Consider the following 25,239-nt stretch of genomic DNA (forward strand, 5'->3'; position numbering starts at 1 on the left):
ATTTTCCTTTCTTTCCCATCTCTCGCTCAAAACACACCAATTTATCTTCATTCAATGGGAAAGGATATGAGCATTGAAGACTTTTTCAAAGAAATTGAATCTCAAACCAGTTTTTCTTTTGTTTTTAATCCTGATAAATTAATTGGATTAGAGGTTTCCATTCCCGACAGAGAGGAGATCTCCTTGGAGGAATTATTGAGCATGACGCTAAGTCCTATAGGATTTACCTTTATTTTATATCGTGATAAAATTATTGTGAAGGAATCTGGACCAATTGTTCCAATGACAAAATTAAAGGCAGCAAATAAAGTGGAAGCTGCACAGCAAATCCGAATGCAAAAAATTATGATTGGTCGTGTTCTTTGCGATGAGGATGGACTTCCGATTATTGGTGCTTCCATTAGAATAAAAAATGAATTGAGAGGTACAGCAACAGATAAAGATGGATACTACAATTTGAGCTGTCTGATAGGAGATACTATTGTTTTTTCGGCCATAGGATTTAATAAAGAAGAGCTGATTGTAGGTCTGAAGATGATAGAGGATGTGAGATTAACAACCGATGTTGTAAACCTTAAGGAAGTTAATGTAATTGGTTATGGAGAAGAAAGCAAAGAGGAACAAATAGGTGCCATGAGTTCGGTGAGCAGTTCTATGACAGGTGAAGTTCCTAACAATTTGGATGAAACCCTATCAGGAACAGCAAGTGGGGTTTGGTTTCAGAAAAGTTCGGGAGTGCCGGGAAGCGCTTCAACCATTGCCATAAGAGGTGTTACCTCATTACAACCCGATGCAAATAGCCCTTTAATTGTTGTGGATGGAGTTCCTTTGTTTAACACAGAAGAAGGTCTGAGTCAAATTACCTACCAGACAGCCTCTGGTGGTCCGGCTTTTGGACTCCTGGACAATTACGTTTACAACGACCTGAGAGAAAGTGATTACTTTCAGAAGAATGGTTTAAATATGGTGAACACAGAGGATATCGAATCCATAAGTGTTTTAAAAGATGCCTATTCCACCTCCATTTATGGTTCGAGAGGTGCAGCTGGGGTTATTTTAATTCAAACTAAAAATCCTCGCAAATATGGCTTAAGTATCAATTTGTTGATGGAAGCCAGTCTTTCAAAGCCAATCAATAAACCAAGTTTGATGAATGGGCCAGAGTATGCAAACTTTTACTCCAATTATTACAGCCAGCTAAAGGGAAAGGAAGTTATTTTTCCAAACACCTACAACACCAATTGGTACAATAAAGTTGTGAGAACGGCGAATGCTAACAAATTGGCTTTTTCCATTCAAAATAAGAAGCATAATGGTTTTCTTTATTTCAGCTTTTCACATCTAAACCAGGAGGCTTATGTAATTGGTTCCGACTTTAAACGATACACAGGTAGATTTAATTTTCAGCAAAGCATAAACAATCGCTTTAAAATAGGTTCCAATATATCAATGACTTCTGAAAAGAACAATTCCCTGCTGGCACCTAAAATTTACCGCGATGCAATTTTAAAAGCACCTAATCTTCCGGTCTACAATGCCGAAGGTGATTTTAATTTTTCTACCTCGGAAAATCCATACGGGAATTACACAGAGAATCCTGTTGCTATGGCACTAAATGATAAAGGAGAGGTGCTCGATAATTACGTAATTGCCAATGTTTATGCCAATTTCCAAATCACAGATTGGCTGGCATATAAGTTGGATTTAGGGGTAAACTTTATTGATACAGATGCCATATCATCCTATCGAAACAGTTATTCCATCGATGATAAATTAAGCATTGAAACCGATGGTTATTCGAGAAAATTTGTGCTTACCAATACCTTAACCGGAGATAAGACCTTTGGGAAACATGCGTTCAAATTTGTTTTGGGCCAAAGTTTCGAAGAATCGAGACAAAAAGAAGAGCAATTGCATTACGAGAGCCAGTATAGAATTACCAATCGGAATGGATACAATTTGGTTGATTATACTACCGATAAACGAAAGTACGCATTGGCTTCGTGGTTTGGAAGGTTGAATTATACTTACAAACAAAGATTTTTTACAGGGCTGAGCTATAGGGTGGATGGATCTTCACGCTTTAGTAGCGATAACAGGTATCAGATTTTTCCTGCATTTTCGGCCGGATGGCTTGCGATCAAGCAAAAAGAGGAGGGAATCATTAATAACCTGAAAGTAAGGGCAAGTTTTGGATATTCAGGAGTTGAACAATCCACTTATACCTATGGTGCACTGCGAACCTACGAGACACATCAGTATGATTTAACTTACGGGAACAATGTAATTCTAACTGAGGCCAATGGTTCAAACCTTAACCTCTCGTGGGAAAAAACCAAGAATTTTGATGTGGGAACCGATATCAGTTTTCTGAATGGTCATGTAAATCTATCACTCGATTATTATTCCAAAAAAGTAAATAATCTCTTGTTATTTACCGATGTTCCTGCTGTATCGGGTTACACCAAACAATGGATTAATGTTGGATCAATGAAAAATACAGGAATTGAACTTACAGTAGATTCCAGAATTCTGAACAGAGGAGTGAAATGGGATTTGTTTCTAAATGCAGCCTATAACAGAAATGAAGTGCTGGAAATCAATCAAACGGGTTATGAAGTTTGGCAAGCCGAACAAGCCTACAAATATTTTGAGGAAGGCAAAGAAGCAGCTCAATTTTTTCTTTACCAGTGGCAGGGAGTGAATCCTGAAAATGGAAATCCTCTATGGCGTTATGCTGATGGCAGTATCAGTGAAACGCCACCAACCAGCCTTGAAGACAGAAAAGCTCTAGGATCGGGCATGCCAAAATATTCGGGGGGAATGAGCAATGTGTTCGCATATAAAGGCATAGAACTGAGTGCTTTTGTGACTTTTGCAAAAGGGAAAAAACTAATGAACGGCACCTCTGCGATATTAAATACCTATACCACAACCGATGTAAACAATTTAAGTGCTGATGCAGCAAACTACTGGCAAACTGAAGGAGAGGAGAATGGGCGTCCGGCCTTATTCAATAAGTCCATTACAAGTCAGAACAATTATACCACCAGTCGAACAAGTTCAAGATTTTATGAAGACGCATCGTTTATAAGATTAAAAAGACTTGTGTTGGCTTATCATTTTCCGATGAAACTCGTGAAAAAACTAAAACTGGATAAAATAAAAGTGTATGCCCAGGCTACCAATTTATTTACCATTACTGGATATTCAGGTATAGATCCTGAAGTCAGTGCCTTTGGTGTTTCATCTCTCTTGTCGGGTTACGATGAGATTACGATGCCTCAAACCAAGACTTTTAGCCTTGGAATGAGAATTGGTTTTTAAAAAGAAATTGTCAAGTAAATAATTAAAAAAAATGTAGTAAATGAAGATGTTACTGAGTCTGGCAGGGCGATGTAACCCTTTCATGAATTAATTACAAAACACAAGTATGAGTCAACATAATATCAATCGTTTGATTGGTAAAAGGGAAAAATACATGCCTGTGTTTTCTGGCTTAGCTTTCGCTGATTGGATGAAAGTGAAGGGTTTAGGATCTACAATGAGCATTTTAAAGTAATGTGTAAACACGATTTGAAAAATGCTCTCTGATCTCGAAATGATTATTCAATTAACTCAATTAATAACCTAAAATTAAATTTTTATGAAAGTTTTTAAAAACTCCTGGAGTGTAGCTTTATTACTTTTAGCTATTGTTTGTAATGGTGTATTAAGTTCATGTAGCGATGATGATAAACTAAGCGACCTAACTGGTTTATTAAGTTTTGGTTTTTCCGATGAGGCTCTTGCCGATTACGAATTTGTAATTGGTGATGACAATGTAATTACCAACGAAATTGCATTGCCATATGGATTTGACGCATCTGCATTAACTCCAGTATTTTCATCAGTACCAATGTCGACAGTTTATATTGGTGAAACAGAGCAGCTAAGTGGTTCAGCTTCTATCGATTTTTCGGATGATGTAGTGTATAAGGTAGTAGCAGAAAATGGTAGCAATCAGGTAAGCTATACCGTAAGGGTTAATGTAGCTACTGATATTACAGCTTGGTCTAACTTATCTCCTGATGCTAAATTCCCTGATTATACATCAGTAGTTGCTTTTGAGGCTGGTGGAAAATATTTCATCATGGGTGGTAAAAAAGGAGCATCTGGTATTGGTGGACATACTTATGGCATTTTTTCTTCTACAGATGGATCTGATTTCTCAGAAGTAAATACAAATATTTTCAAAGAGTACGGAATGGGTCTAGGTGCTGCAACAGTTAGTCATGATGGTAAGCAATTATTGATTGGTGGTTATACACCTTCTGATTACGAAGTTTGGGGCGAAACTGGTAATGGTGCTGGTATCAATGCTGTTTGGTCGACCGAAGATGGCGAAACGTGGACAAAAGTGAATGAAGGAGCTGCTGCTGAGCAAACATTCTCGGCAAGAACAAATGCTTCTGTTGTGAATATGAATGGCGATTTGTATTTGACTGGTGGTTATAGTGTTGCTTTTGGAGCTCCTCAACAACCAATGGCTGATGTTTGGAAGTCTACAGATGGCGGTGCTACCTGGACCAACCTAAATGCTGAATTCGGTGAAGATTTTACACCAAGAGGCGATGGACAATTAATCGCATATAATGATGAGTTATATCTTATTGGCGGTAGAACTGGTTTCCCATACACTTACTTCAATGAAATTTACAAATCAGCTGATGGTGTGACCTGGACCAAATTAAATGTAAGTGTTCCATTTACAGAGCGCGCAAGTTTCTCTTGTTTCGTGTACAACAGCAGAATTTTTGTTGTAGCAGGTTTAAGCACCAAAGAAGTTACCGAAGGCGAAAACACAACAAACGTTGATGTTCTTCACAACGATATGTGGGTTTCAGAAGATGGTGGTATCAGCTGGACTGAGATGAATTCAGGTGCTTTACCAGCAGGATTTGCAAAGAGATATGGTCAGGCAATTATCGTGAATGACAATACGGTTCACATTTTTGGTGGGAATGGTGTTGATGCCGAAGACAATGCAAAATCATATACTGATGCCTGGAAAGGTGTATTAAACTAAAAACATACGAGAGTCTCAATTTCAATTGAGACTCTCAATTAAAATTCATTGGACTTGCCTGATTATTGGCAGATAATCAGGGAAAAACAAGAAGATGAATGCTTGATTGGAAGAGAGATTTCCTAAAGGAATACTCGTGTGACATGTAGTAAAAATCAATAATATGAATAAGATATTCGTCCTATTCTTGTCTTTTATATGTTTGTTTCTGAACCTTAATATTCACGCACAAACCTATAAGCAACAAGAAGTAAAGACAAAACATTTAACGGGAACTGTTGTATGCAGTTCAGATAAAACCCCCATTGTTGGAGCAACGGTAATTGTAAAAGGGACAACAAATGGAGCAGCCGTTGATTTTGATGGCAAGTTTGAAATTCATGCCAACGAAGGAGATATTTTGGTGATATCGTCCATTGGTTTTATTTCAAAGGAAATAAAAGTGACACAGAAAGCTCACTACCAGGTAGCTCTTGATACTGATAATGTATCTCTTTCGGAAATTGCAGTGATTGGTTATGGCGTGCAGGAGCGAAGAGACTTAACCGGAGCGGTTACCTCAATTAATGTTGAGGCGTTAGAGCAACCGGCTTTAAGTATCGATAATGCTTTAGCTGGACAGGTAGCTGGGGTTCAAATTAACTCAAGTAGCGGAACTCCGGGAAGTGCCACTGCAATTACCATTCGAGGAATTACTTCCCTGGCAGCTGATAATAACCCACTATTTATTATTGATGGTGTTCCGGTTTATGGGGCAGGTGGCTATTCAACAACTTCGTTTGAGTCAGGATCGATTGCAGCAGTAGCCATTGGAGGAAATAGTGCGGCAGGACAAATTGGAGCCAACTCCGAATTCGAAAGAAACCCTTTGGCAAACCTTAACATGGATGATATAGAGTCTGTGGAAGTTTTGAAGGATGCCTATGCTACTGCAATTTATGGTTCGCGTGGTGCAGCAGGTGTAATTCTGATTACTACCAAGAAAGGTAAAAAAGGTGCGCCTAAGGTGAATTTTAATATTTCTACCTCATTAGCTACTCCTGTTGATGTTCCGGATGTATTGAGCGGACCGGAGTACGCCAACTTCTACAACAGTTATTACGGAAATAACGATAAAGTCAATAATATCAATACCGACTGGTTTGACGAGGCAACTCGAATTGCCATTACAAACAATGTTTCTGCAACGGTTTCTGCGGGAAGCGAGAAAGATAATTACTTCTTGTCCTTGTCATACCTCGACCAGGATTCGTACGTAACCAATAATGATTTTAAAAGGTACACTGCAAGAATTAATTACGAATACAAATCGAGCGAAAAGTTAAGGTTCGGGAACAATATTACCTTGACCTACACCGATAACAATGCAATAAATGCAGGGCAGGTGTATCGTAATGCTTTAATTGCTGCCCCTAATGTGCCAGTGAGGCATGAAAATGGCGATTACGCTTTTGTTCAGAGTAATACCGATTTTTTTAATCCAATTGCGAAAGCAAAAGATGATATCAATTATGTACGCGATAAACGAATAATCGGTAACCTTTATGCAGAATATAAAGCCTTGTCGTGGTTGACTTTAAGAAGTGAGTTTGGTGTCGATTTTATGGCATCAAAAGCATACAATAGAAATCTATCTTACGATGCTTCACCACTTCTCGAAGGAGGAAGTGCTAGTCAAAGCAATATTCAGAATATCAAGTATGTAATCAACAATACCGCTACGGTTTACAAGGAAATGGGCGATCATGTGATCAATGGTGTTTTAGGACAAAGTTTTGAAACTTCGGAAGAAGATTACACGAGAATAACCGGTACCGATTTTCCTACCAATAGTGTAATGAGTATCGAACAAGCCGATAGCAGAAGAGTGGATGGAGCACTTACGCAGGAGTGGGCAATGGTTTCATTCTTTGCCAGAATGAATTATCGTTGGAAAGATAAATACTTGGCCGGTGTAACCTATCGTATTGATGGTTCTTCACGTTTTAATAAGAACGAAAGATATGTAGGCTTTCCTTCATTTTCTGCAGGTTGGAGAATTTCGAATGAAAACTTTATGGTGCCATATACCTGGATTGATGATTTGAAAATCAGGGCCAGTCTCGGATTTAGTGGAATTTCAGGATCTGGTGGATATTACGGACACCAGGGACAGTATGTACTAAAGGATAATGCCTCGAAGTATGGAAGTACCAACATTTTGGAAGTGAAACAGGCAAGTAATCCTGATCTTAAATGGGAAAAGACACAAACATTGGATTGGGGTGTTGATATGAGTTTGTTCCAATCAAAATTAAAATTGTCTTTTGATTACTACATCAAGAAGAGTGTGGATATGTTGATATCATCCTCTGTTCCACTGTACTCAGGTTATTCGAGTCAGACACAGAATTTGGTAGATATGGAAAACAAAGGCTTCGAAATTTCTCTGAATACCTTAAATGTGAATAAGGAATTTAAGTGGAGCACCAATTTAAATGTTGCCAGAAACACCAATAAAGTAACCAAACTTAATCTTGATGGCTATCAGCCAGGAGGAGCAGAAATTGGTTATGCATATTACCAGGTTGGAGAATCTGCAACAGCATGGTTTCTTTACGACTGGCACTCGGTTGACCCATTAACAGGGAATCCACTTTGGAGATATGCCGATGGCACAATTAGTAAAACGCCACCTGAATCGATTACCCAAAACGAAGCTTACGACAACAAATTTGTAATGGGAGATAGATTGCCTGAAATTACTGGTGGGATTACAAATGTGTTTTCGTACAAGAATTTTGAGTTAAATACCCTATTTGCTTTCTCGTACGGAGGAAAAATAATGAACGGTACAAGAGCCGAATTGTTGACCTATTCCGATAACAAGGATCGAAACCTTAGTTCGGATATACTGAATGAATGGATCATTGCAGGACATCAAACCGATATCCCTAAAAAGAATAATCAATCCATTATTACGGGTAGTACAGGAGGTAAAACCGATTATACAGTGAGCCGTCAATCCGATCGTTTCCTTGAAGATGGATCATTCATCAGGCTAAAAAATATCTCTCTGTCATATCGATTTAATAAGGATCGAATTAAACGATTAGGGCTTAGAAGTTTGGTTCTGTATGTAAAAGGATCTAATTTAGCTACCTGGACAAAGTACAAGGGTCCTGATCCGGAAGTTAGTGCATTTGGTTCTTCGGCAATTTATGCTGGTAACGATGAATTAACCATTCCACAGCAAAAAGCTATTCAGATAGGAATTAAAGTTGGGCTTAAATAATTTGAATCATGAATAAGATAAAATATACAATATTTGGATCAGCACTTGTAGTATTCTGTCTGTCATTTACAGCTTGCGATAAGCAGCTTGATTTGGCCCCTGAAGACACCACGGTTGAAACTGAAGTGTTTCAATCGGCAAGCTCTGCTGAATCTGCTTTAATGGATGTTTACAACAAAACATACGAAGCAAATAAAAGTACAGCCTATACCATTGGTGATTTTACCACCGATTTACTGGTTGTTCACAATTCATATAATCAGACTGTAATTGCAGGAGAACTTCCGGTTGATGACTATACCACTGAGCAAATTTGGGGCAATTCTTACTCTGCTATCAATGTTGCCAATGTAATTATCAAATCGGTTCCTGAATTGGGTACTTATAACGAAGATCTGGAAAACCAACACGTGGCCGAAGCCAAATTCTTAAGAGCATACAATTACCTGGTTTTGCTTAAGTTGTTTGGTGATGGTGCTTTAACCGGAGACTTTAATGGTTTAGGATTGCCGTTGCAACTTACACCTTACGAAGGAACCGAATACGACTCGGGTAAGGCTCTTACAAGATCATCTGTACAGGAAGTATACTTGCAGATTATTACAGATTTAACTGAAGCTCTTCCACATTTGCTTGATAATTATGAGGAGGATTTGGAAACAAGATCGCGTGCTACAAAAGGAAGTGCTCATGCATTATTATCTCGAGTGTATTTATACATGGGCGATTATGCTAATGCTGCAAGCGAGGCCGAATTTCTAATTGGAAATTCGAATTATACACTGAACAGTGATTTAAGATCAGTATTCCCAATAAGTAGTGGTTATGATGTACCTCTTGATAAGGAGTTCATCTACGCAATACCTTTAACATTCAACAATGGGAATCATCAGTTTGGGACACATTATTATTCCTACTATTTTAAAAGTTCCTATCACTTAGCTGATGATTTTATTGCGAAATACAGCGATACTGATCAAAGAAAAACAAGCTTAATATGGCAAGGTTATTCGGGAGGATCATATGGTGCAAAATTAACCAGCTCAAAGTTTAATAATTCTGAAGGACGCGATAACATTCCGATGATCCGTTTATCGGAAATGTACCTGACCAGGGCAGAGTGCCTGGCAAGAACTTCAGGTGTGACCCAGGAGGCTATTGACTTGTTGAACACTGTAGCTTCTCGTGCTGATGCCAACTTTTCGGCATATTCGGTTTCCGATTTTACATCGGGTACAGATTTGGTAGATCGAATTTTATTGGAAAGAGAGAAAGAACTTTGCTTTGAGGGCTTACATCGCTACGATTTAATTAGAACCGGACGTAAGCTACAGTATAAAGACTTGCCAGAAAACCGATATGTCTTACCAATTCCAAAAAGAGAGATTGACATTACCAAAGGAAGCCTGGAACAGAATCCTGGATACCTGTAGAATACCTGTGTAACAAACAGGATCATATCTAAACGAATTCATAAAATCATAGTCGTTTTAAGTTGTTAGGAGTCACCTGAATCTTATTTCAGGCCTCTTAACACAGCGATACTTCTATTCTTAAAACTTGCAGAATGAATACAAAGTTAGTAGCATTTATGCTTCTTATTCTGTGCTTTTCTTCGAATGCTCTAAAGGCTGGAGCTACCGATGAACAGACTATAGAAAAAGGGATCAAATTCAATCATTCTAAATGGAATGAGATTTTGGATTTGGCAGCAAAAAATCAGAAACTCATTTTCATGGATTGCTATACAAGCTGGTGTGGCCCATGTAAAATAATGGCAAAAAAAGTTTTTACCGATCCTGAAGTTGGTGAATTCTTCAATCAGAATTTCATTAATGTAAAAATGGATATGGAGAAGGAACCAGGAGTTTCACTAAAATCAACATTTGCCGTTAATGCCTATCCAACACTTTTAATTATCGATGAACATTCCAATATTATTCACAAATGTGTTGGTGCACTTCAAAAAGATGAATTTTTAAAGTTTGCCAAAGAAGCCTTAAATGGAACAGCCACGCTTTCACATTATCATGAAAAATACAAAAAAGAGGGAGTGGCAAATAAGGAATTTGTTTTGCAATACCTGCTAAAACTTGAGGCTGCAAACGAAAAGGAACAACTTGCTGAGGTAATCAATCGCTATTCCGATGATTTGAAGAAGGAGGACTTGTTGGAGAAAGAGTATTGGAATCTTCTAAAGAAGTACGTTCATTCTATCAGCAATAATGCATTTCAGATTGTACTCAAGCATCAACAAGAATTTATCAATGCTTTTGGTCAAAAGGAGGTTGAAGATAAAATCTACTTTACCTTCCTGAGAGAGGGAAATCAATTGTGCGATAAAAAGGAGAATGGAGATTTTTTATTGAATTCAGAGAAAAAACAGCGATTTCTGAATCATCTAAAAAAGAATAAGGTAAAGAACAAAGAAGCAATTGTTGCTTATTCAGAAATTTCAACTGCAAGAACACTAAAAGACTGGAAAGCCTACATCCATAGCATTTCAAAATATCTAGAGAAAGGCTTAATCGATAACGGACCAATGTCATTGTACAATTATGCCTTGCCTGTTGAAGCGGCAGTTAAAGACAGCGATTTGCGATTGAAAGCAGCCAAGTGGTGCGAAATGGGGATGAAAATTGAAGGTCTTCATAAAGCCTATTTAGATGCTTTTCAGAAATTGAAAAATCAATTAAGTCAGAGCAAAAAATAATAAATAGAGGAACCTACTAAGTATAAAAACCAAATGAAAAATTTATTTAAAATGATTACTGCAGTGGCATTAGCAATTTGCTGCTCAGTAAATGCTGAAGCTCAAAATCGTTCAGTTGAATTCGAGCACACAAGCTGGAAAAAGGTTTTAAAGAAAGCCAAAAAAGAGGATAAGCTCATCTTTGTTGATTGCTATACATCATGGTGTGGCCCTTGTAAGATGATGGCAAAGGATGTGTTTACACAAGATCATGTTGCCGATTACTTCAACAGCAATTTTGTGAATTTTAAAATTGATATGGAAAAAGGCGAAGGACCTACCTTAAAACCGGGTTGGAAGATCAATGCCTACCCAACATTTTTAGTAATCAATTCGGAGGGAGAAGTAATTCATAGAGTTGTTGGAGCATTCGGTGCCGACGAGTTTATTACCTACATTAAGGATGCACAGGATCCAGACAAGAACTTCGCAGCACTTTCTAAAGCATACGAGGCTGGACAAAGAGATGGGGAATTTATGTTTTCCTATCTGCGTGGACTTCGCTTGGCAAATCTGGATAAGGAAGAAGCAAGGAAAGCGAAAAAATACATCGCCAGCCTGTCAAAGGATGCTTTGCTGAAAAAAGAAAACTGGAACATCATTAAATTTTTCATGAAAGAACCTTTGACTGATGAGTTTAGATTTGTTGTTGAAAACAGGGAGAAGTATGCAGAAATGCATGGGGCAAAGGAAATTGATTCTAAAATCTACACTACCTACAACAAGAAAATTGAGTCATTCTCTTACTTCTATCCAGGAAATGGAAGAGAGTACGACAAGGCTGGATTTGATCGAATGATTCAGGATCTTCAGAGCGCTGACTTTCCAAAAGCTTCAGAATTAATTGCAATTGCGCTTAAAAATGAATACCAGCGATTGAATGATTGGAGCAAGTACGCTTCTGTGATTGATGGGGCTTTGGATTTTGCTTTACTAAAGAACTACGAGAAGCAGTATGACTATTTTAACTCTGCTGCATCCATGATTGCAAAAGCATCAACAGACCAGGAAATGTTGACAAGAGCACTTCGCTGGGCAAGTTTTGCTGCTCAAAATGAATCGAGAGTAGAATACAAATCGGGTTACCTGGCAACTAAAGCTAACCTGCTGGAACTTGTTGGGAATGCCGAAGCAGCAAAAACTGCAAAAATGGAATCGGAACAAGCCGATAAAGCGGCCGAGAAAGCTGGTACAAAAATTATTTCTATCCCTGCCTTTAAAATGGGAGGAATGAAACCAGCTAAGAAAAAATAAAATGCCGGGAAATGTTGAAATGAGCAAACATATCCGAAAGCATTCTTAAAATGATACATTATTAATTATACAATATTAAAATAGATGAGAACAATAGTAATTGCATTGATTGCGGCAGTATTATTTGGTTGTGCGCAACAACCAGTTGATAATACCATTACAATTAAAGGAAAAGTACAGTTTCCTGATAATAACTTTAAAATGACCATTGTAAAACGTTCTGGTTTTGAGAAAGAAATAATCGATTCTGTAGAGCTAAACGCTGATAATACCTACGAGTTTACAATGAATGTAGACAAGCCTGGCGTTTATACATTGGATTGTCAGAAATGGCAATCGGTTCAGTTTTGGGCCGAAGATGAGGATTTGGAAATTGATTTTCGTGGACAGGATACTGCAAAAATCAAAATCAAAAATCCTCCATATGTATACATTAATGGTGGACCGAATAATGAGGTGATGAACTTATTAAATTTTAACAATTATCGCTCTTATCAAGGGATGATTGCTGCCGGAAAAGTAATTTACAAGGCTTCATTATCAGACAGTAAAGAATGGAAAGAAAGTGCTGCACAGGGCTATAACAGAAACTATGAGCAGAGCGATGCATACTTTAGATATATTGCCGAGCATTACGCCGATCGTAACTCGATTTTATCGGTTCTGGGTTCATTAAGAAAAGAGAGTGATAAAGAGCTGAAAGAGAAAATTCTTAAAACTCTTGAAGCAAAAAATCCAAATTATCAGCCTTTACTCGATGTGAAAAAAGAAATGGCAGAAGCCCAGGAAGCAAGGGAAAGAATGATGGAAGGAAAGGTAGCTCCCGATTTTTCATTCCCAACAAAAAGTGGTGACAGAACTTATGGTCCTAAAGATTTTCGTGGCAAATATGTGTTAATCGATTTCTGGGCATCATGGTGTGGTCCTTGTCGCCAGGAAATTCCTCACCTGAAAAAGGAGTACGAAAAATATCATGATAAAGGATTGGAAATGTTAAGCGTTTCAATTGATCAGAGCAAGAATGCCTGGATGAAAGCTATGCGTAAAGAAAAGATGCCTTGGCCACAGGTACAGGCTCCAAAGGCTGGAAAAGAGATCATGAAGGAATATCAGTTCTCAGGAATTCCATTCATCGTGCTTTTAGATAAAGAAGGGAAAATTGTTGGAAAGAATTTGAGAGGAGAGAAATTGGAAAAATTGTTGGAGTCAATTTTTCATTAAAAAAGAAGGAATACAAGTTTAATATTTGCGAATCTATTGATGAAGTCCCACAAGCCCATTTGTGGAGTGGGACTTCCAATTTGAATACAAAGAGATGATGAAAAAACACATTTTATTATTGGTTTCGTTAATCGTTTTAACGGTGACCAGTTCCCTGGCACAAAGTGCAATGCAGCCAGCAACAAAACTTCCTCCAACGCTACAGAGAGAAGGAGTTGTAAATGCAACGGCCGATGAGCTTTGGGCTTTAATTTCGGTGCTGGATAAGGTAGATGAATACAATTCGGAATTTGTACAATCGGTAGAGAAAGAGGGCGACGGTTACGAAGCATATCGTTTGGTTAAAATGGTGGATGGAAACGAAAGAGGCGAAGAAGTAACAGTTTTTGCAAAATCTGCAAAAAGAATCTGTTTTAGATCGGAAGATTCCCAATACCCGGTTGAGTATTTTATTGTGAATTATTACATCGAGGAATCAGGAAAATCGAAATGTAAGCTTCGATTGGAATCTTATTTTAAGGTGAACAAAGGTGCTGCAAAAACGAAGACCTACAAAGCTATTGCAAAGGAACTATCCACAACCTTAAAAGGAATCCAAACCTATTTCAGCAAGAAATAATGATTAGATTTTTATAAGATCCATTGAATAGGATAAGGCCGTCTCACAAGAGGCGGTTTTTTATTTACACCATTTCACAAAGGTTAATTAAGCTTAAAAAGTGAGTTTGGCTTTCACCCTATTTGTTTTTAAAATTGTCTTTAGAACAGAAAGAATAAACAAAGGTAATGGAGGAGAGGTCTCTTTCATGTTGTAAAAAGTAATGATATGAAAAATAAAATTGCAGTACTTCTGGTACTAATGTTAAGTGTGTCAACAGTTTCTTTTGCGCAAATTTTAACCCCTGCAAAATGGACAGTTGAGTTATCGAAGAAAGAAATCAAAGTAGGCGATGTAATTGATGTCGTTTTTAAAGCTAAGATTGATAAAAGCTGGCATGTATATTCAAATGATTTTGACGCGGACTTGGGGCCAATATTAATCGAGTTTGATTTTGAAGCTGATGCAAGTTACGAACGCATTGGAAAAGTAAAACCAATTAATGCCCACAAGAAATACGACAAGATTTGGGAAGGTGAAGTAAGCTATTTCGAAAATACAGCCGAAATGCGTCAGCAAATTAAGGTAAAGAGTTTACCACTGCATGTTGAAGGAACTTTCGATTTCCAGACATGTTCGGACCAAACAGGACAGTGTGTTATGGGGGATGATGAGTTTGATTTGAATTATCCTGCCAAGTAAATCAAGTTTATATTGAAGTGAAAAGGCTGTCTGTTAAGGGCAGTCTTTTTTTTGCATCTATTCTTAAGGTCAAAAACTTCCTGATCAACATTCCAATAAAAATTTTTCATCTTCTTCACCCACTTTTCAAATTAGCTTGTCTCCCTATAAAATAACCAAGTGCTAATTCTAAATTTATGAAGAAACTATTAATCATTTTATGCATGCTTATCAGCACCATGCTGATGGCACAGGAAGAGGAGAAGAGGGAGTATACCAAACTAAAAGTGTATTTGGATTGTAATTTCTGCGATATGTCTTACCTAATTCAGGAAATGAGTTACATTAATTTCGCACGAGATCCGAAAGATGCCGATGTTTACGTGATTGTTAGAACGCAACAAACCGGCAGCGGTGGTACTTCCTACCAATTGGAGTATACAGGCCAAAATTCCTACGAGCACATTTCAAATCAGTTTAGTTTTACCACTTTAGCTACCAATACCCAGGACGAAATAAGGAAAGAGCTGAAAGTTGCCATTGAAATGGGATTATCGACCTATTGGATTCAGTTGGGGCAAAGAGAATACAAAGAAAGGCAGCAAAAAGAAGCCGGTGAAATTGTGGAAGAAAAGCCTACAGAGGAAGATTCAAAAGATCCTTGGAACAACTGGGTTTTCCAAGTGGGTGCCAGTGGTAGCATGAGCGGTCAGAAGACCTCAGAGTCGAGTAGGTATAGCTTTAATTTTTCGAGTAAACAAGTAACCGACAAACACAAATTTTACCTGAGCGCACGACATAATTCAAACCGATCGGAATATTCATTCGGAGAGTTTAAGGAGGTGAGTAAAACAAAATCGACTACGCTGGATGTAAGTGAAGCAATCAGTATATCAGATCATTGGTCGGTGGGTGCTTTTGCCAATCTTGAAATGTCGGATTTTGCAAACTACGACTTAAGCTTATCGATTAAACCAGCCATAGAATACAGCTTTTTCCCTTACAAGGTTTCTAACCAGAAACAGCTTACCCTATCGTATAGAGTTGGAGGATTGTATAACGATTATCAGATTCTAACGGTGTTTAACGAAACCACCGAATATTTGTGGGAACACAGTTTAAATTTGGGTGCAAGTGTGAGACAAAAATGGGGCGATTTATCAGGAGAAGTCGAATACAAAAGTATCCTTGATGACAGCTCACTATACTCCTTTAATTTTAGTTTACATACCAGTATCAGGTTGTTTAAAGGCTTCTCGCTAAATGTGAGTGGTAACTACGAAATTACCAGGAACCAAATTAATCTGGCGGCACGTAGTGTTGATATCAATGATATCATTCTGCAGCGAAACCAGGTTCAGTCGAACTATAATTTTTATACATCTGTTGGAATTAGCTATTCCTTTGGTTCCATGTTTAATACGGTTGTAAATCCACGATTTGGATTCTAAAAAATCAAAATAAACATATTATGCAAACTGCCTCTTTTACAGGGGCGGTTTTTTCGTGTTTAAAAAGGATGTATTTGTGAGTTTTGACAAAGAACTGTTAAAATATTTTAAAACAAAATTATTCTTTGATAACTAAGTGATTGCGAAGGGTGAACCAGATTTTTTTAGCAAAACGAATTTGCACAGACTAAAAAAAAAACACTATTTTGCCCACAAATAACCCACTATTAATGAAGACCTATTCTGATAAAACCATTACCGTTGAGAATAATGAGTCGCTGAGTTATAATGATTTATTCAATGAAATGTATTCAGCACTCTGCATGTTCGCCGGGCGATTTCTCGTAGTCGCTTCCGACGGGGAAGATTTGGTACAGGAAGTTTTTGTAAAATTGTGGGACAAATTCGAGGAGTTTAACTCTTTGAATGCTGTTAAAGCCTATCTATACCAGGCAACGAGAAATGCTTGCCTAAACGAAATCCGACACGAAAAAGTAAAAAGAAAATACGAATCTCATCAGGTGAAGCAGGTTGAATCGGAATCGTACTACCTAAAACAGGTGGTTGAGGAAGAAACAAGTCGAATTATCGCCAATTCCATTGATGAATTACCTCCACAGTGTAAAAAAATCCTGCAATTGAGTATGCAGGGATTAAAGAACCAGGAAATCGCCGATGATCTTGGAATATCAGTAAATTCGGTAAAAACACAAAAGGCAATTGCCTACAAAACATTACGATCTAAACTGCAGAATATCTTCGATTTAATTCTGCATATCCTCTGGATGTAAAAAAATGTATTTTTTTTTCTTTTTTCTTCACCCTGTTTTTAAATGAAGGTGTTTCACCTATACAAGAGGAAAAAATGAATCACACAAAAGAACATATTAAACTCGCCGAACTGCTTGTAAAAGAGCTAACAGGAGAATTGACCGAAAAAGAGAAGGAACAATTGGATCTTCTTGAAAAAGAGGATGCAAAGAAGGAGATTATGGATTCGGTTCGTGAAAAATCCATCGATTTTGATCGGATTTCTCAATATCAGCAATTCAATATTGAAGAGGCTCGCAAGAAAGTAGATTGGAGAGTAAGATTCCAGCAAAAAAATAAGTCGCGTAAGCTTACGCAGTTCCTAAAATACGCTGCAGTTATTGCATTGCCATTAGCCTTGGCGGTATACATGATTTTTGAAGTAGCTAATACAGAACAAAATTACGTTAGTCAGGTGTCTGTAGAAATTCCTGCTGGAGAAACCAAGGCGCAGCTTTACCTTTCCGATGGTAGCACTGTAAACCTTGAAAACAAAGAGAGCGATCTAATTCGCGAGAAGGATGGATCCTTAATCGAAAAAGGTGAGGAAGGATTGAATTACCAGACTGGAGAAGATGCTGCGAATGCAGGACAGGTAGCAGAAAATATCGTAGTAACACCTGTTGGAGGAGAGTATCAGTTAACCCTTTCGGATGGAACCAAAGTGTGGATGAATGCCAAATCTGAAATTCGATACCCGGTTCGGTTTACTGGTAATAAAAGAAAAGTAAAAGTTTCGGGCGAGGTATATTTCGAAGTGGCGAAAGACCTGAAAAAACCTTTTATCGTTGATGTTAACGATGTGGAAATTAAGGTTTTGGGAACCCAGTTCAATGTTATGGCGTATCCTGAAGAAAGAAGTATTCAGACCACATTGGTTGAAGGAGCTGTTCGACTGAATGCTAAAGGGCTTTCGGGAAACAACGAAACTGTTGATTTGATTCCGGGCAAACAAGCCGATTACGATAGATTTTCGAAAACAGTGGAAACCAAAGAGGTGGATGTGGAGCAATACATCGCCTGGAAAAATGGAAAATTTGTTTTTGAAAAAGAGACTCTAAACGATATCATGAGAAAGCTGGAAAGATGGTATGATGTAAAAGTATTCTTCCAAACTCATGAGTTAAAGCACAAACGTTTCACTGCCAGAATTGACCGATACGGCAATATCAACGATATTTTGGATAAGATGGAACAGACAACCGATGTTCAATTTGTAATTAAAAACAACGTCATCCAGATTAGAGAAAAATAAAACCTAAAGTATATAAACCAAGAAACAGGAAATGCGGCAACATTCCCTGCTTCGAAATCAAATAAAGTATTCCATGACGGGAATACAATGTTTAATCTAACCAATACAAATTTATGAAAAAATTGGCCTTGTGCAAACTTTTCCCTCCCGGGGAGAAGTTCAGAAGATTGATGCGTGTTATGAAAATTACCTGGCTTATTATCTTACTGGCTAGCTTGCAAATATCAGCAAGCGTGTATTCTCAGCAAACTACCTTTAGCGTTGAGTTTAAGGATGCTAGTCTGTACGATTTAATGAAGGAAATTAAAAGTAACAGCGAATTTGACTTTATTTATTCCGACGATGAGATCGAAAGTGTTAAAATTAACGATGCAGATTTTTACGGTTCTCATATCGAGGAAATCCTTGATGAATGTTTGGACGGAACGGAAATAACCTACACCGTAGAAGATAAGGTAATCATTTTAATGCCTGCTCCTCCAAAGCCGATGATTAAAACTCCGGTACAGAAATATGAAGTTAGAGGTACAGTTACCGATAAGGATGGAGTTGCTCTTCCGGGTGTGTCTGTTGTAATTAAAGGGACATCAATTGGTACTGCTACTGATATAGATGGTAATTACATGCTTAAGCTGGAGAAACCATCAGCTGTACTTGTATTCTCTTTTGTGGGCATGTTGCCTCAGGAAGTAAACTTTAATGGTCAAAAAGTTTTGAATGTAACTTTAACTGCCGATACAGAATCATTAAGTGAAGTTGTAATTACCGGTTATACCAAAACCAGTAGAGTAAGACAATCTTCTTCTTCAACAAAAATTTCTCAGGAAGATGTGAACCGACAGGTAACAACCAACCTTGACGATAAGATGGAAGGTTTATCAACAGGTTTGAATATTACAAGTGTTTCTCCTGATGGTGGACAAGAAAGATTAGAACTTGTTCTTCGTGGTATTTCCACTTTCGATGAAGAAGGGGAAGCATCTGATCCGGAAATGCAAGCAAGAAACTCATTAAACAGACAACCACTTATTGTTGTTGACGGTTTCCCATACGAAGGTCCTTTTAACGATATCGATCCTTCTACAATTGAGTCGATTGACGTACTGAAAGATGCAGCGGCAACTGCACTTTGGGGATTGCGTGCATCCAACGGTGTAATTGTAATTTCGACAAAACGTGGTAAGCAAGGAAAGCCTAGAGTTTCCTTATCTACGAACTTTACTTTCGGAACAAAAATGGATTTGGGAGATTTAGGTATTGCAAGCTCACCTGATATTATTGCGGCAAAAAGTGCCTATATGAAATTAAATCCTACCAGCAATACTGCCTATAATGCCATTAACTACGCTGCTATTCCTGGATGGTGGAATCCTGCTTGGGGACCATATCCATATCCTGTTCAAGAGAACTGGGGTAATAAATATACCAGTATGGATGCATTTAGTTCTATTTGGGCCGATTTTTATGCAGGAACAATTTCTGAAACGGAAAGAGATCAGCAGTTAACTGCTTTAGGACAAAATGATGTATTGCCAGAATTCAAAGACAAATTCCTAAGAGGTGGTACAATCATGCAAAACTCGGTTAACATTAACGGAGGTTCCGATTTTGCATTCTATAACTTAGCGATTTCACATACCGATGAAAAGCGTCCGAACAAAGGTGATGATTTTGAACGCTTAAACTTGTCGTTGACAACTGATCTAAAATTAAATGAAAGATTAAGAGCGACAGTTGATGTGAGTTTGGCAACATCGGAAACCAATTATAATGCAATTGGTGTTGGAGCACTTTATACAGGAACGGTAATTAACCGTTACGATAAGTTAACAGATGCTAGTGGCAACCCATTAGCCATTAAAGATGTTTATGCTCCATTTAAAGATGAATTTTTATCGAAAGGTTTTGATGATTATTCTTACAGTCCTATTATTGATTCGAGATACCAGGACAACAATCATAAAAATTACAACTTGCGTTTGGCCGGAGGTTTGAATTATAAAGTTACCGATTGGTTAACTGCTGATTTAAAATATCAGGTAAACAAGGTTGAAAATACCATTCGAAACCATCGCCCTGTTGAGCAGTATATGATGAGACGCGAACAAAATTCGTATATCACTGCAATTGATGACGGTACGGGTTCAGGCGTTACAAGAGCTGTTCCTTATGGCGAGTGGCTGGAAAGAAAGAAGACTGTAACTACTTATAGCATTTTAAGAGGTAGCCTGAATTTTAACAAAGTATTTGCCGATGACCATGTAGTAAGTGGTACTGTTGGTATGGAAGCTACAGAAAATGAATATACAAGCAACCAGCAAAAGTTCGTAGGTTATAGTGACAAAACAGGTTTGTACTCAACTACTTTCGAGAAAAACCAATGGGCTTCTAATCATGGACAAATTGATGATACTTATTTAGGTTATGGTTCATTCCAGAATGACGATTTATATGTTCCAGAAACAATCAGTAGAACAGTTTCTTCTTTCTCAAACTTTGGTTACTCTTACAAAGCGAAGTACAATATCGAAGGATCATTGAAAGTTGACCAGGCAACCGCATTTGGTATCAACAAAAAATTATCGAAAAACTTGTACTGGGCTGTTAGTGGATCGTGGAACGCAGCCAAAGAAGAATTCTTGCAAGCTGAATGGCTTGATGAATTAAAGCTTAGAGGATCTTACGGTGTGAATGGTAACATGCGTCGTGGTTTAACAACAATGACTACCATTCGTTTCGCATCTTCAAGCTGGACAACAGGAAGACCATATGCTACTATTGATAATCCTGGTAATCCTAACCTGGCACCAGAGGAAACAACTACTGTGAACTTAGGTTTCGATTTTGGTTTGTTTAACCGATTAAGAGGTTCGATTGATGTTTACGATAAACATTCTAAAGATTTGTTGGTAACAGAAGAATCAAATCCATCTTACGCATTGGGTAAGGTAATGATTAATGCCGGTGAAATTAAAAACCGTGGTATTGAGTTATTCTTACAAGCTGACCTGGTTAAAACTAAGGATTTTAAATGGCAGGCTGCTTTTAACTTCTCTTATAATAAAAATGAGGTGAAGAAGTTTGGTGAGCGTGTACCAACTAGTGCTTCTAGTTACTATTATGATATTACCGGAGGAAGATCAAAGGTAATTGGAGAAGATGTAAGTGCTGAGGTAAGATACAAGTGGGCAGGTTTGGACGAGAATGGTGATCCTCAGGTCTACAATAGAAATGGTGATATTATCAAGTGGAACGATCCTGAATTTGATTCGATGACCCAGGAAGATATGGTGGTAACCAAGCCTTTTACAGCACCTACTTTTGGTAGTTTAAGTCAGTCGTTTAAGTACAAGAACTTTACACTTTCGGCAATGTTGACTTACAAATTTGGTCACGTATTCCAGGAAAATCTATTGGCTAAATATCCTTATATAGAACCTTTTGATAATACACAAACCAAACATGTGGATGTAGCCAATGCTTGGAAACAGGCTGGAGATGAAAATTTCACAGATATTCCTGCTATGCCAACCAGTTTATCGCAAGCAAGTTATAATAGAAAAACTGCATTCCAATTATCAGATTATGCAATGCACGATGCCTCTCATATCAGGTTAAAGGATATTACTTTAAACTATGAGTTCAACAAGGAATTGATTCAGAAAGTGGGTATCTCAAGAGCAAGCCTAATGTTCCAGGTAAGAAACCTAGGTTTGCTGTGGACTGCAAACAGCAAGAATATCGATCCTGAATCAGTACCATTCTCAGGTAGATCAATCTACTTTGGTGGTAACTTCCCACAAGCATATCGTCCGGGTATCAAAGTTCCTGTGTCGTTTGTAGTAGGAGCAAAGATCGATTTTTAAATAATGAATAATACAAGTTCCGTGAATTGAATGGAAATTTAATTAACGGACTCCCAAAGAATTTGGGAACATCTGAAAGTAACACATAAAAAAGTAACAGATGAAAAAACTAAATATATTAATACTATTTGCAGCGATTTTCTTTGCTTCGTGTGACGATTATGTAGATATCACACCAAAGGGATCGGCTATTGCAGAAGATTTAGACGATGTAAATGCTTTGCTGGAAAGTACAGATAGTTATGGACTTGGAGCATTTGGTAGTGTTATCGAACTCTTGGTTAATGATAATTTGACATTGAATGAAGAAGAAGTTTCATATTGGGCTTCTCAAAGTTGGTATCGTAAAAATGCGGCCATTTATAATTTGGATCCGGTTTTCCATGATGAATCTCAGGAAGATAGAGAGTGGAGTTACCATTACAGTTCAATTACAAAAGCAAATTACATTCTGCAAGTATTAGAAGAAGTTACTGGTGATGAAGCAAGAATAAACCAGTACAAAGCAGAGGCTTTAACTCACAGAGCAATTGCTTACTGGCGTGTGGTAAATATCTTTGGTCAGCATTACGGATTGCCTGCTGCGGCTGAAGAAGAGTCGGGTGTACCAATTTTGTTTAAGTATGCCGACCAATCTGAATCTTTGCTTAGAGCATCGGTGAATGCTGTTTATGAGCAAATCGTTACAGATTTAACTACAGCAATTCCATTATTGATGGAAGGTCGTCCGTACATCGATAGAATTAACAAAGCAGCAGCACAAGGCGTATTGGCACGTGTTTACCTGCACATGGGCGATTATGCAAATGCATTGGAGCAAGCAAATGCAGCCTTGGCACATAACTCAACTTTAATTGATTATAACGACTATGATCCTTTTGCTGGAAATTATATCCCTAAGGGATTAGATAATCCTGAGCACGTGCTATTTAGAGCTACATACCCTGTTACTACAGGAGCTTATCCTAACACTGTAGGAGCAGGAAGATTCTCAGATGCCTTAGCAGCTGTATTTACGGATAAAGTGAATGACTTGCGAATCGCAAAACATTCATCAACTTATCCAGATCCTAACGATCCGAGTAAAACAATTTATCATTATGCTCAAAACAGCTACTCTTCCTATCGATATGCAATGGGTATTACTGTACCTGAATTGTTATTGATTAAAGCAGAGTCGGCTGCAAGAACAGGTGATGTAGCAGGTGGTTTGGATGCTGCAAATACGCTACGTGCGAAAAGATTTGACGCTACTGTTGTAGCTGCTGATGGTCACTTGTTAGCGACAACAGATCAGGCTGAAGCTATCCAGATGATTCTTGATGAGAGAAGAAGAGAATTCCATGTGAAAGGATATCGTTTCTTTGAAATCAAGCGTTTAAATGCACTTCACAATGCGGGTATTTCTTTAACAAGAGGAAGTGTGACATGGCAGGCAAACTCTATAAACTGGGCTGCACCTATTGGCGCTGCTGTAGTGAATACAAGTAATGGCCAGATCAAACAGAATCCAAGAGAATAATCTCTGACCTTTATCATACAATCTCCGGTTCCTATTGCTGGAATCGGAGATTACTACTTACAACTAACAACAACCAAAATGCAAGCGAGTTTTTAACTCCGGTAATTGTACTTCCTGCATGGGATGCGCAATTATTGGAATAATGTAAATTGTGACATCCAAACATCTCAAAATGAGAAATATTCTTCTGATCATATCAGCTTTATTAGTGTTAAGCTGCGGTATGGAACAGCCTGAAAAAGGCTTTATTATTCACGGAACCATTGAAAATTTCGAGGATCAATACCTTTACTATCCCAAAGATTTTGTTGCCAAACGCAATGCCGCTATGGATTCTGTCTTTGTTATAGACGGGCAGTTCACCTTATCAGGCAAAGTAAATCATCCTGGTTTCTTTAGCATCATGTCGAGCGAAAAAGGAAAGTTTTATGCCAGCTTTGTGCTCGAAAATTCTGAAATATATTTTACTGCTGATGCCGCTTTGGATCGCAAAGACGAGAAGCGAATTAAAATCAAAGGTTCAGTATCTGATTCTTTACAGCATCATTTTCAGAAAGATTTTGAGAGTGCTATTAGTAAATATGGTGGCTTGCAGAAAGATAAAGTTGATGAATTAATTCAGCAAATTGAAAACAGAATTCATCAATATCCAAACCATTGGATGTCCTTATACGCTGCCAGCGATTTGTGTTATTTATTGTATTCCGGTGGGAATCATCAAAAAAGCATGAAGCACATCATTCAACACCTAAAACCAAAGTTTAAACGTGAAGAGAGGTTTAAGATGATTTTGAAATTCTGTGATGCCAGTGATCGCAGGCAATTGGGCGAAAAATTTATTTCCTATTCGGCCAATACATCGAATGATGAACGATTTGAAATGGATGATGTTTTGGGGAATAGTTATGTATTTGTGGATTGCTGGGCTTCGTGGTGCGGACCTTGTCGAAAAGAAATGCCTCGCATCAAAAAAATTCAGGAACAATATAAAAGCAAAGGCTTCCAGGTGTTAAGCGTATCGTTCGATAGCAATAAAAAACTGTGGAAAGAAGCTATTGCCTACGATAGAATCGAAGAGTTTATCAATGTTTCTGAATTGAACCATTACGATAATGCAATTGCCAATGCATACCGAATCAATTTTATTCCTGATAATTTCCTTTTGGATAAAGAGGGTAGAATTGTAGCCAATGGATTAAAACCACAGGAGCTCGAAGAGATGCTCAAAAAGCTATATCAATAGAATTGATTTTATTAGAAAGTAAACTTCGGCTGCCAGGTCGGAGTTTTTTGTTTTATAGAGAAAAATTAGGTGCTTAAATCAGGTTTTTAGGCGGTCTAAAGGTGCAGAGCACCGCAGTATTTATAGCTCAAATTTGTAAAGCAATCCAAAGGTGCAGCGCACCGTAATATTTTCACCAATTTCTTCTTTAAAATATTTCATACCACGGTGCTCTGCACCTCAATTTCATTGATTATTTATTTGG

The 25,239-nt window shown here is 37.8% G+C and carries 16 protein-coding genes; all 16 read left to right on the plus strand.

The window, feature by feature from the left end; all coding sequences use genetic code 11:
• Nucleotides 1-66 precede the first annotated feature (66 nt).
• The 16 genes from ELS83_RS05795 (at nt 67) to ELS83_RS05865 (ending at nt 24,995) form a co-directional block, all read left to right on the plus strand.
• Nucleotides 67-3,327: a SusC/RagA family TonB-linked outer membrane protein gene (locus ELS83_RS05795; RefSeq protein WP_171594589.1), complete on the plus strand. Its 3,261-nt coding sequence runs from the start codon at nt 67-69 to the stop codon at nt 3,325-3,327.
• Between the two features lie 106 nt (nt 3,328-3,433).
• Entirely contained in the window at nt 3,434-3,562 is a 129-nt protein-coding gene (locus ELS83_RS22435; RefSeq protein ID WP_283242718.1) for a hypothetical protein, read from the plus strand.
• A gap of 84 nt (nt 3,563-3,646) precedes the next feature.
• Entirely contained in the window at nt 3,647-5,068 is a 1,422-nt protein-coding gene (locus tag ELS83_RS05800; RefSeq protein ID WP_171594590.1) for a DUF6242 domain-containing protein, read from the plus strand.
• Between the two features lie 163 nt (nt 5,069-5,231).
• Entirely contained in the window at nt 5,232-8,342 is a 3,111-nt protein-coding gene (locus ELS83_RS05805) for a SusC/RagA family TonB-linked outer membrane protein (RefSeq protein ID WP_171594591.1), read from the plus strand.
• 8 nt (nt 8,343-8,350) lie between these two features.
• The gene (locus tag ELS83_RS05810) at nt 8,351-9,775 is read left to right on the plus strand and encodes a RagB/SusD family nutrient uptake outer membrane protein (RefSeq protein ID WP_171594592.1); all 1,425 of its coding nucleotides are present in this window, start codon (nt 8,351-8,353) and stop codon (nt 9,773-9,775) included.
• A 134-nt stretch (nt 9,776-9,909) separates the two neighbouring features.
• A complete protein-coding gene (locus ELS83_RS05815) occupies nt 9,910-11,055 on the plus strand; it encodes a thioredoxin family protein (RefSeq protein WP_171594593.1) in 1,146 nt (381 codons plus the stop codon).
• Between the two features lie 33 nt (nt 11,056-11,088).
• Nucleotides 11,089-12,348, plus strand: a complete 1,260-nt coding sequence (locus tag ELS83_RS05820) for a thioredoxin family protein (RefSeq protein ID WP_171594594.1) — start codon at nt 11,089-11,091, stop codon at nt 12,346-12,348.
• 84 nt (nt 12,349-12,432) lie between these two features.
• Nucleotides 12,433-13,569 (plus strand): TlpA family protein disulfide reductase, encoded by a 1,137-nt coding sequence (locus tag ELS83_RS05825; protein ID WP_171594595.1) that lies wholly within the window; start codon nt 12,433-12,435, stop codon nt 13,567-13,569.
• Nucleotides 13,570-13,666: 97 nt separating this feature from the next.
• Nucleotides 13,667-14,188, plus strand: a complete 522-nt coding sequence (locus tag ELS83_RS05830; RefSeq protein WP_171594596.1) for an SRPBCC family protein — start codon at nt 13,667-13,669, stop codon at nt 14,186-14,188.
• A gap of 207 nt (nt 14,189-14,395) precedes the next feature.
• Complete coding sequence (locus ELS83_RS05835) at nt 14,396-14,869, plus strand: protein-disulfide reductase DsbD domain-containing protein (protein ID WP_171594597.1); 474 nt, start codon at nt 14,396-14,398, stop codon at nt 14,867-14,869.
• Nucleotides 14,870-15,045: 176 nt separating this feature from the next.
• A complete protein-coding gene (locus tag ELS83_RS05840; protein WP_171594598.1) occupies nt 15,046-16,299 on the plus strand; it encodes a DUF481 domain-containing protein in 1,254 nt (417 codons plus the stop codon).
• A gap of 230 nt (nt 16,300-16,529) precedes the next feature.
• Nucleotides 16,530-17,090, plus strand: coding sequence for an RNA polymerase sigma-70 factor (locus ELS83_RS05845; RefSeq protein WP_171594599.1), 561 nt, complete (start codon nt 16,530-16,532; stop codon nt 17,088-17,090).
• A gap of 74 nt (nt 17,091-17,164) precedes the next feature.
• Nucleotides 17,165-18,364, plus strand: coding sequence for a FecR family protein (locus ELS83_RS05850; protein ID WP_171594600.1), 1,200 nt, complete (start codon nt 17,165-17,167; stop codon nt 18,362-18,364).
• Between the two features lie 113 nt (nt 18,365-18,477).
• Nucleotides 18,478-22,230 carry a SusC/RagA family TonB-linked outer membrane protein gene (locus tag ELS83_RS05855; RefSeq protein WP_171594601.1) on the plus strand — a complete coding sequence of 1,251 codons (3,753 nt, stop codon included), beginning with the start codon at nt 18,478-18,480 and terminating at the stop codon, nt 22,228-22,230.
• A gap of 100 nt (nt 22,231-22,330) precedes the next feature.
• A complete protein-coding gene (locus ELS83_RS05860; protein ID WP_171594602.1) occupies nt 22,331-23,752 on the plus strand; it encodes a RagB/SusD family nutrient uptake outer membrane protein in 1,422 nt (473 codons plus the stop codon).
• 172 nt (nt 23,753-23,924) lie between these two features.
• Entirely contained in the window at nt 23,925-24,995 is a 1,071-nt protein-coding gene (locus ELS83_RS05865) for a TlpA disulfide reductase family protein (protein WP_171594603.1), read from the plus strand.
• Nucleotides 24,996-25,239 lie beyond the last annotated feature (244 nt).

The organism is Marinifilum caeruleilacunae, from assembly GCF_013141825.1.
GTDB lineage: Bacteria > Bacteroidota > Bacteroidia > Bacteroidales > Marinifilaceae > Marinifilum > Marinifilum caeruleilacunae.

Excerpts from the sequence above, each read along its gene's own strand:
- ELS83_RS05795 (WP_171594589.1), top strand. The coding sequence starts at position 67 with ATGAGCATTGAAGACTTTTTCAAAGAAATTGAATCTCAAACCAGTTTT.
- ELS83_RS22435 (WP_283242718.1), top strand. The coding sequence starts at position 3,434 with ATGAGTCAACATAATATCAATCGTTTGATTGGTAAAAGGGAAAAATAC.
- ELS83_RS05800 (WP_171594590.1), top strand. The coding sequence starts at position 3,647 with ATGAAAGTTTTTAAAAACTCCTGGAGTGTAGCTTTATTACTTTTAGCT.
- ELS83_RS05805 (WP_171594591.1), top strand. The coding sequence starts at position 5,232 with ATGAATAAGATATTCGTCCTATTCTTGTCTTTTATATGTTTGTTTCTG.
- ELS83_RS05810 (WP_171594592.1), top strand. The coding sequence starts at position 8,351 with ATGAATAAGATAAAATATACAATATTTGGATCAGCACTTGTAGTATTC.
- ELS83_RS05815 (WP_171594593.1), top strand. The coding sequence starts at position 9,910 with ATGAATACAAAGTTAGTAGCATTTATGCTTCTTATTCTGTGCTTTTCT.
- ELS83_RS05820 (WP_171594594.1), top strand. The coding sequence starts at position 11,089 with ATGAAAAATTTATTTAAAATGATTACTGCAGTGGCATTAGCAATTTGC.
- ELS83_RS05825 (WP_171594595.1), top strand. The coding sequence starts at position 12,433 with ATGAGAACAATAGTAATTGCATTGATTGCGGCAGTATTATTTGGTTGT.
- ELS83_RS05830 (WP_171594596.1), top strand. The coding sequence starts at position 13,667 with ATGAAAAAACACATTTTATTATTGGTTTCGTTAATCGTTTTAACGGTG.
- ELS83_RS05835 (WP_171594597.1), top strand. The coding sequence starts at position 14,396 with ATGAAAAATAAAATTGCAGTACTTCTGGTACTAATGTTAAGTGTGTCA.
- ELS83_RS05840 (WP_171594598.1), top strand. The coding sequence starts at position 15,046 with ATGAAGAAACTATTAATCATTTTATGCATGCTTATCAGCACCATGCTG.
- ELS83_RS05845 (WP_171594599.1), top strand. The coding sequence starts at position 16,530 with ATGAAGACCTATTCTGATAAAACCATTACCGTTGAGAATAATGAGTCG.
- ELS83_RS05850 (WP_171594600.1), top strand. The coding sequence starts at position 17,165 with ATGAATCACACAAAAGAACATATTAAACTCGCCGAACTGCTTGTAAAA.
- ELS83_RS05855 (WP_171594601.1), top strand. The coding sequence starts at position 18,478 with ATGAAAAAATTGGCCTTGTGCAAACTTTTCCCTCCCGGGGAGAAGTTC.
- ELS83_RS05860 (WP_171594602.1), top strand. The coding sequence starts at position 22,331 with ATGAAAAAACTAAATATATTAATACTATTTGCAGCGATTTTCTTTGCT.
- ELS83_RS05865 (WP_171594603.1), top strand. The coding sequence starts at position 23,925 with ATGAGAAATATTCTTCTGATCATATCAGCTTTATTAGTGTTAAGCTGC.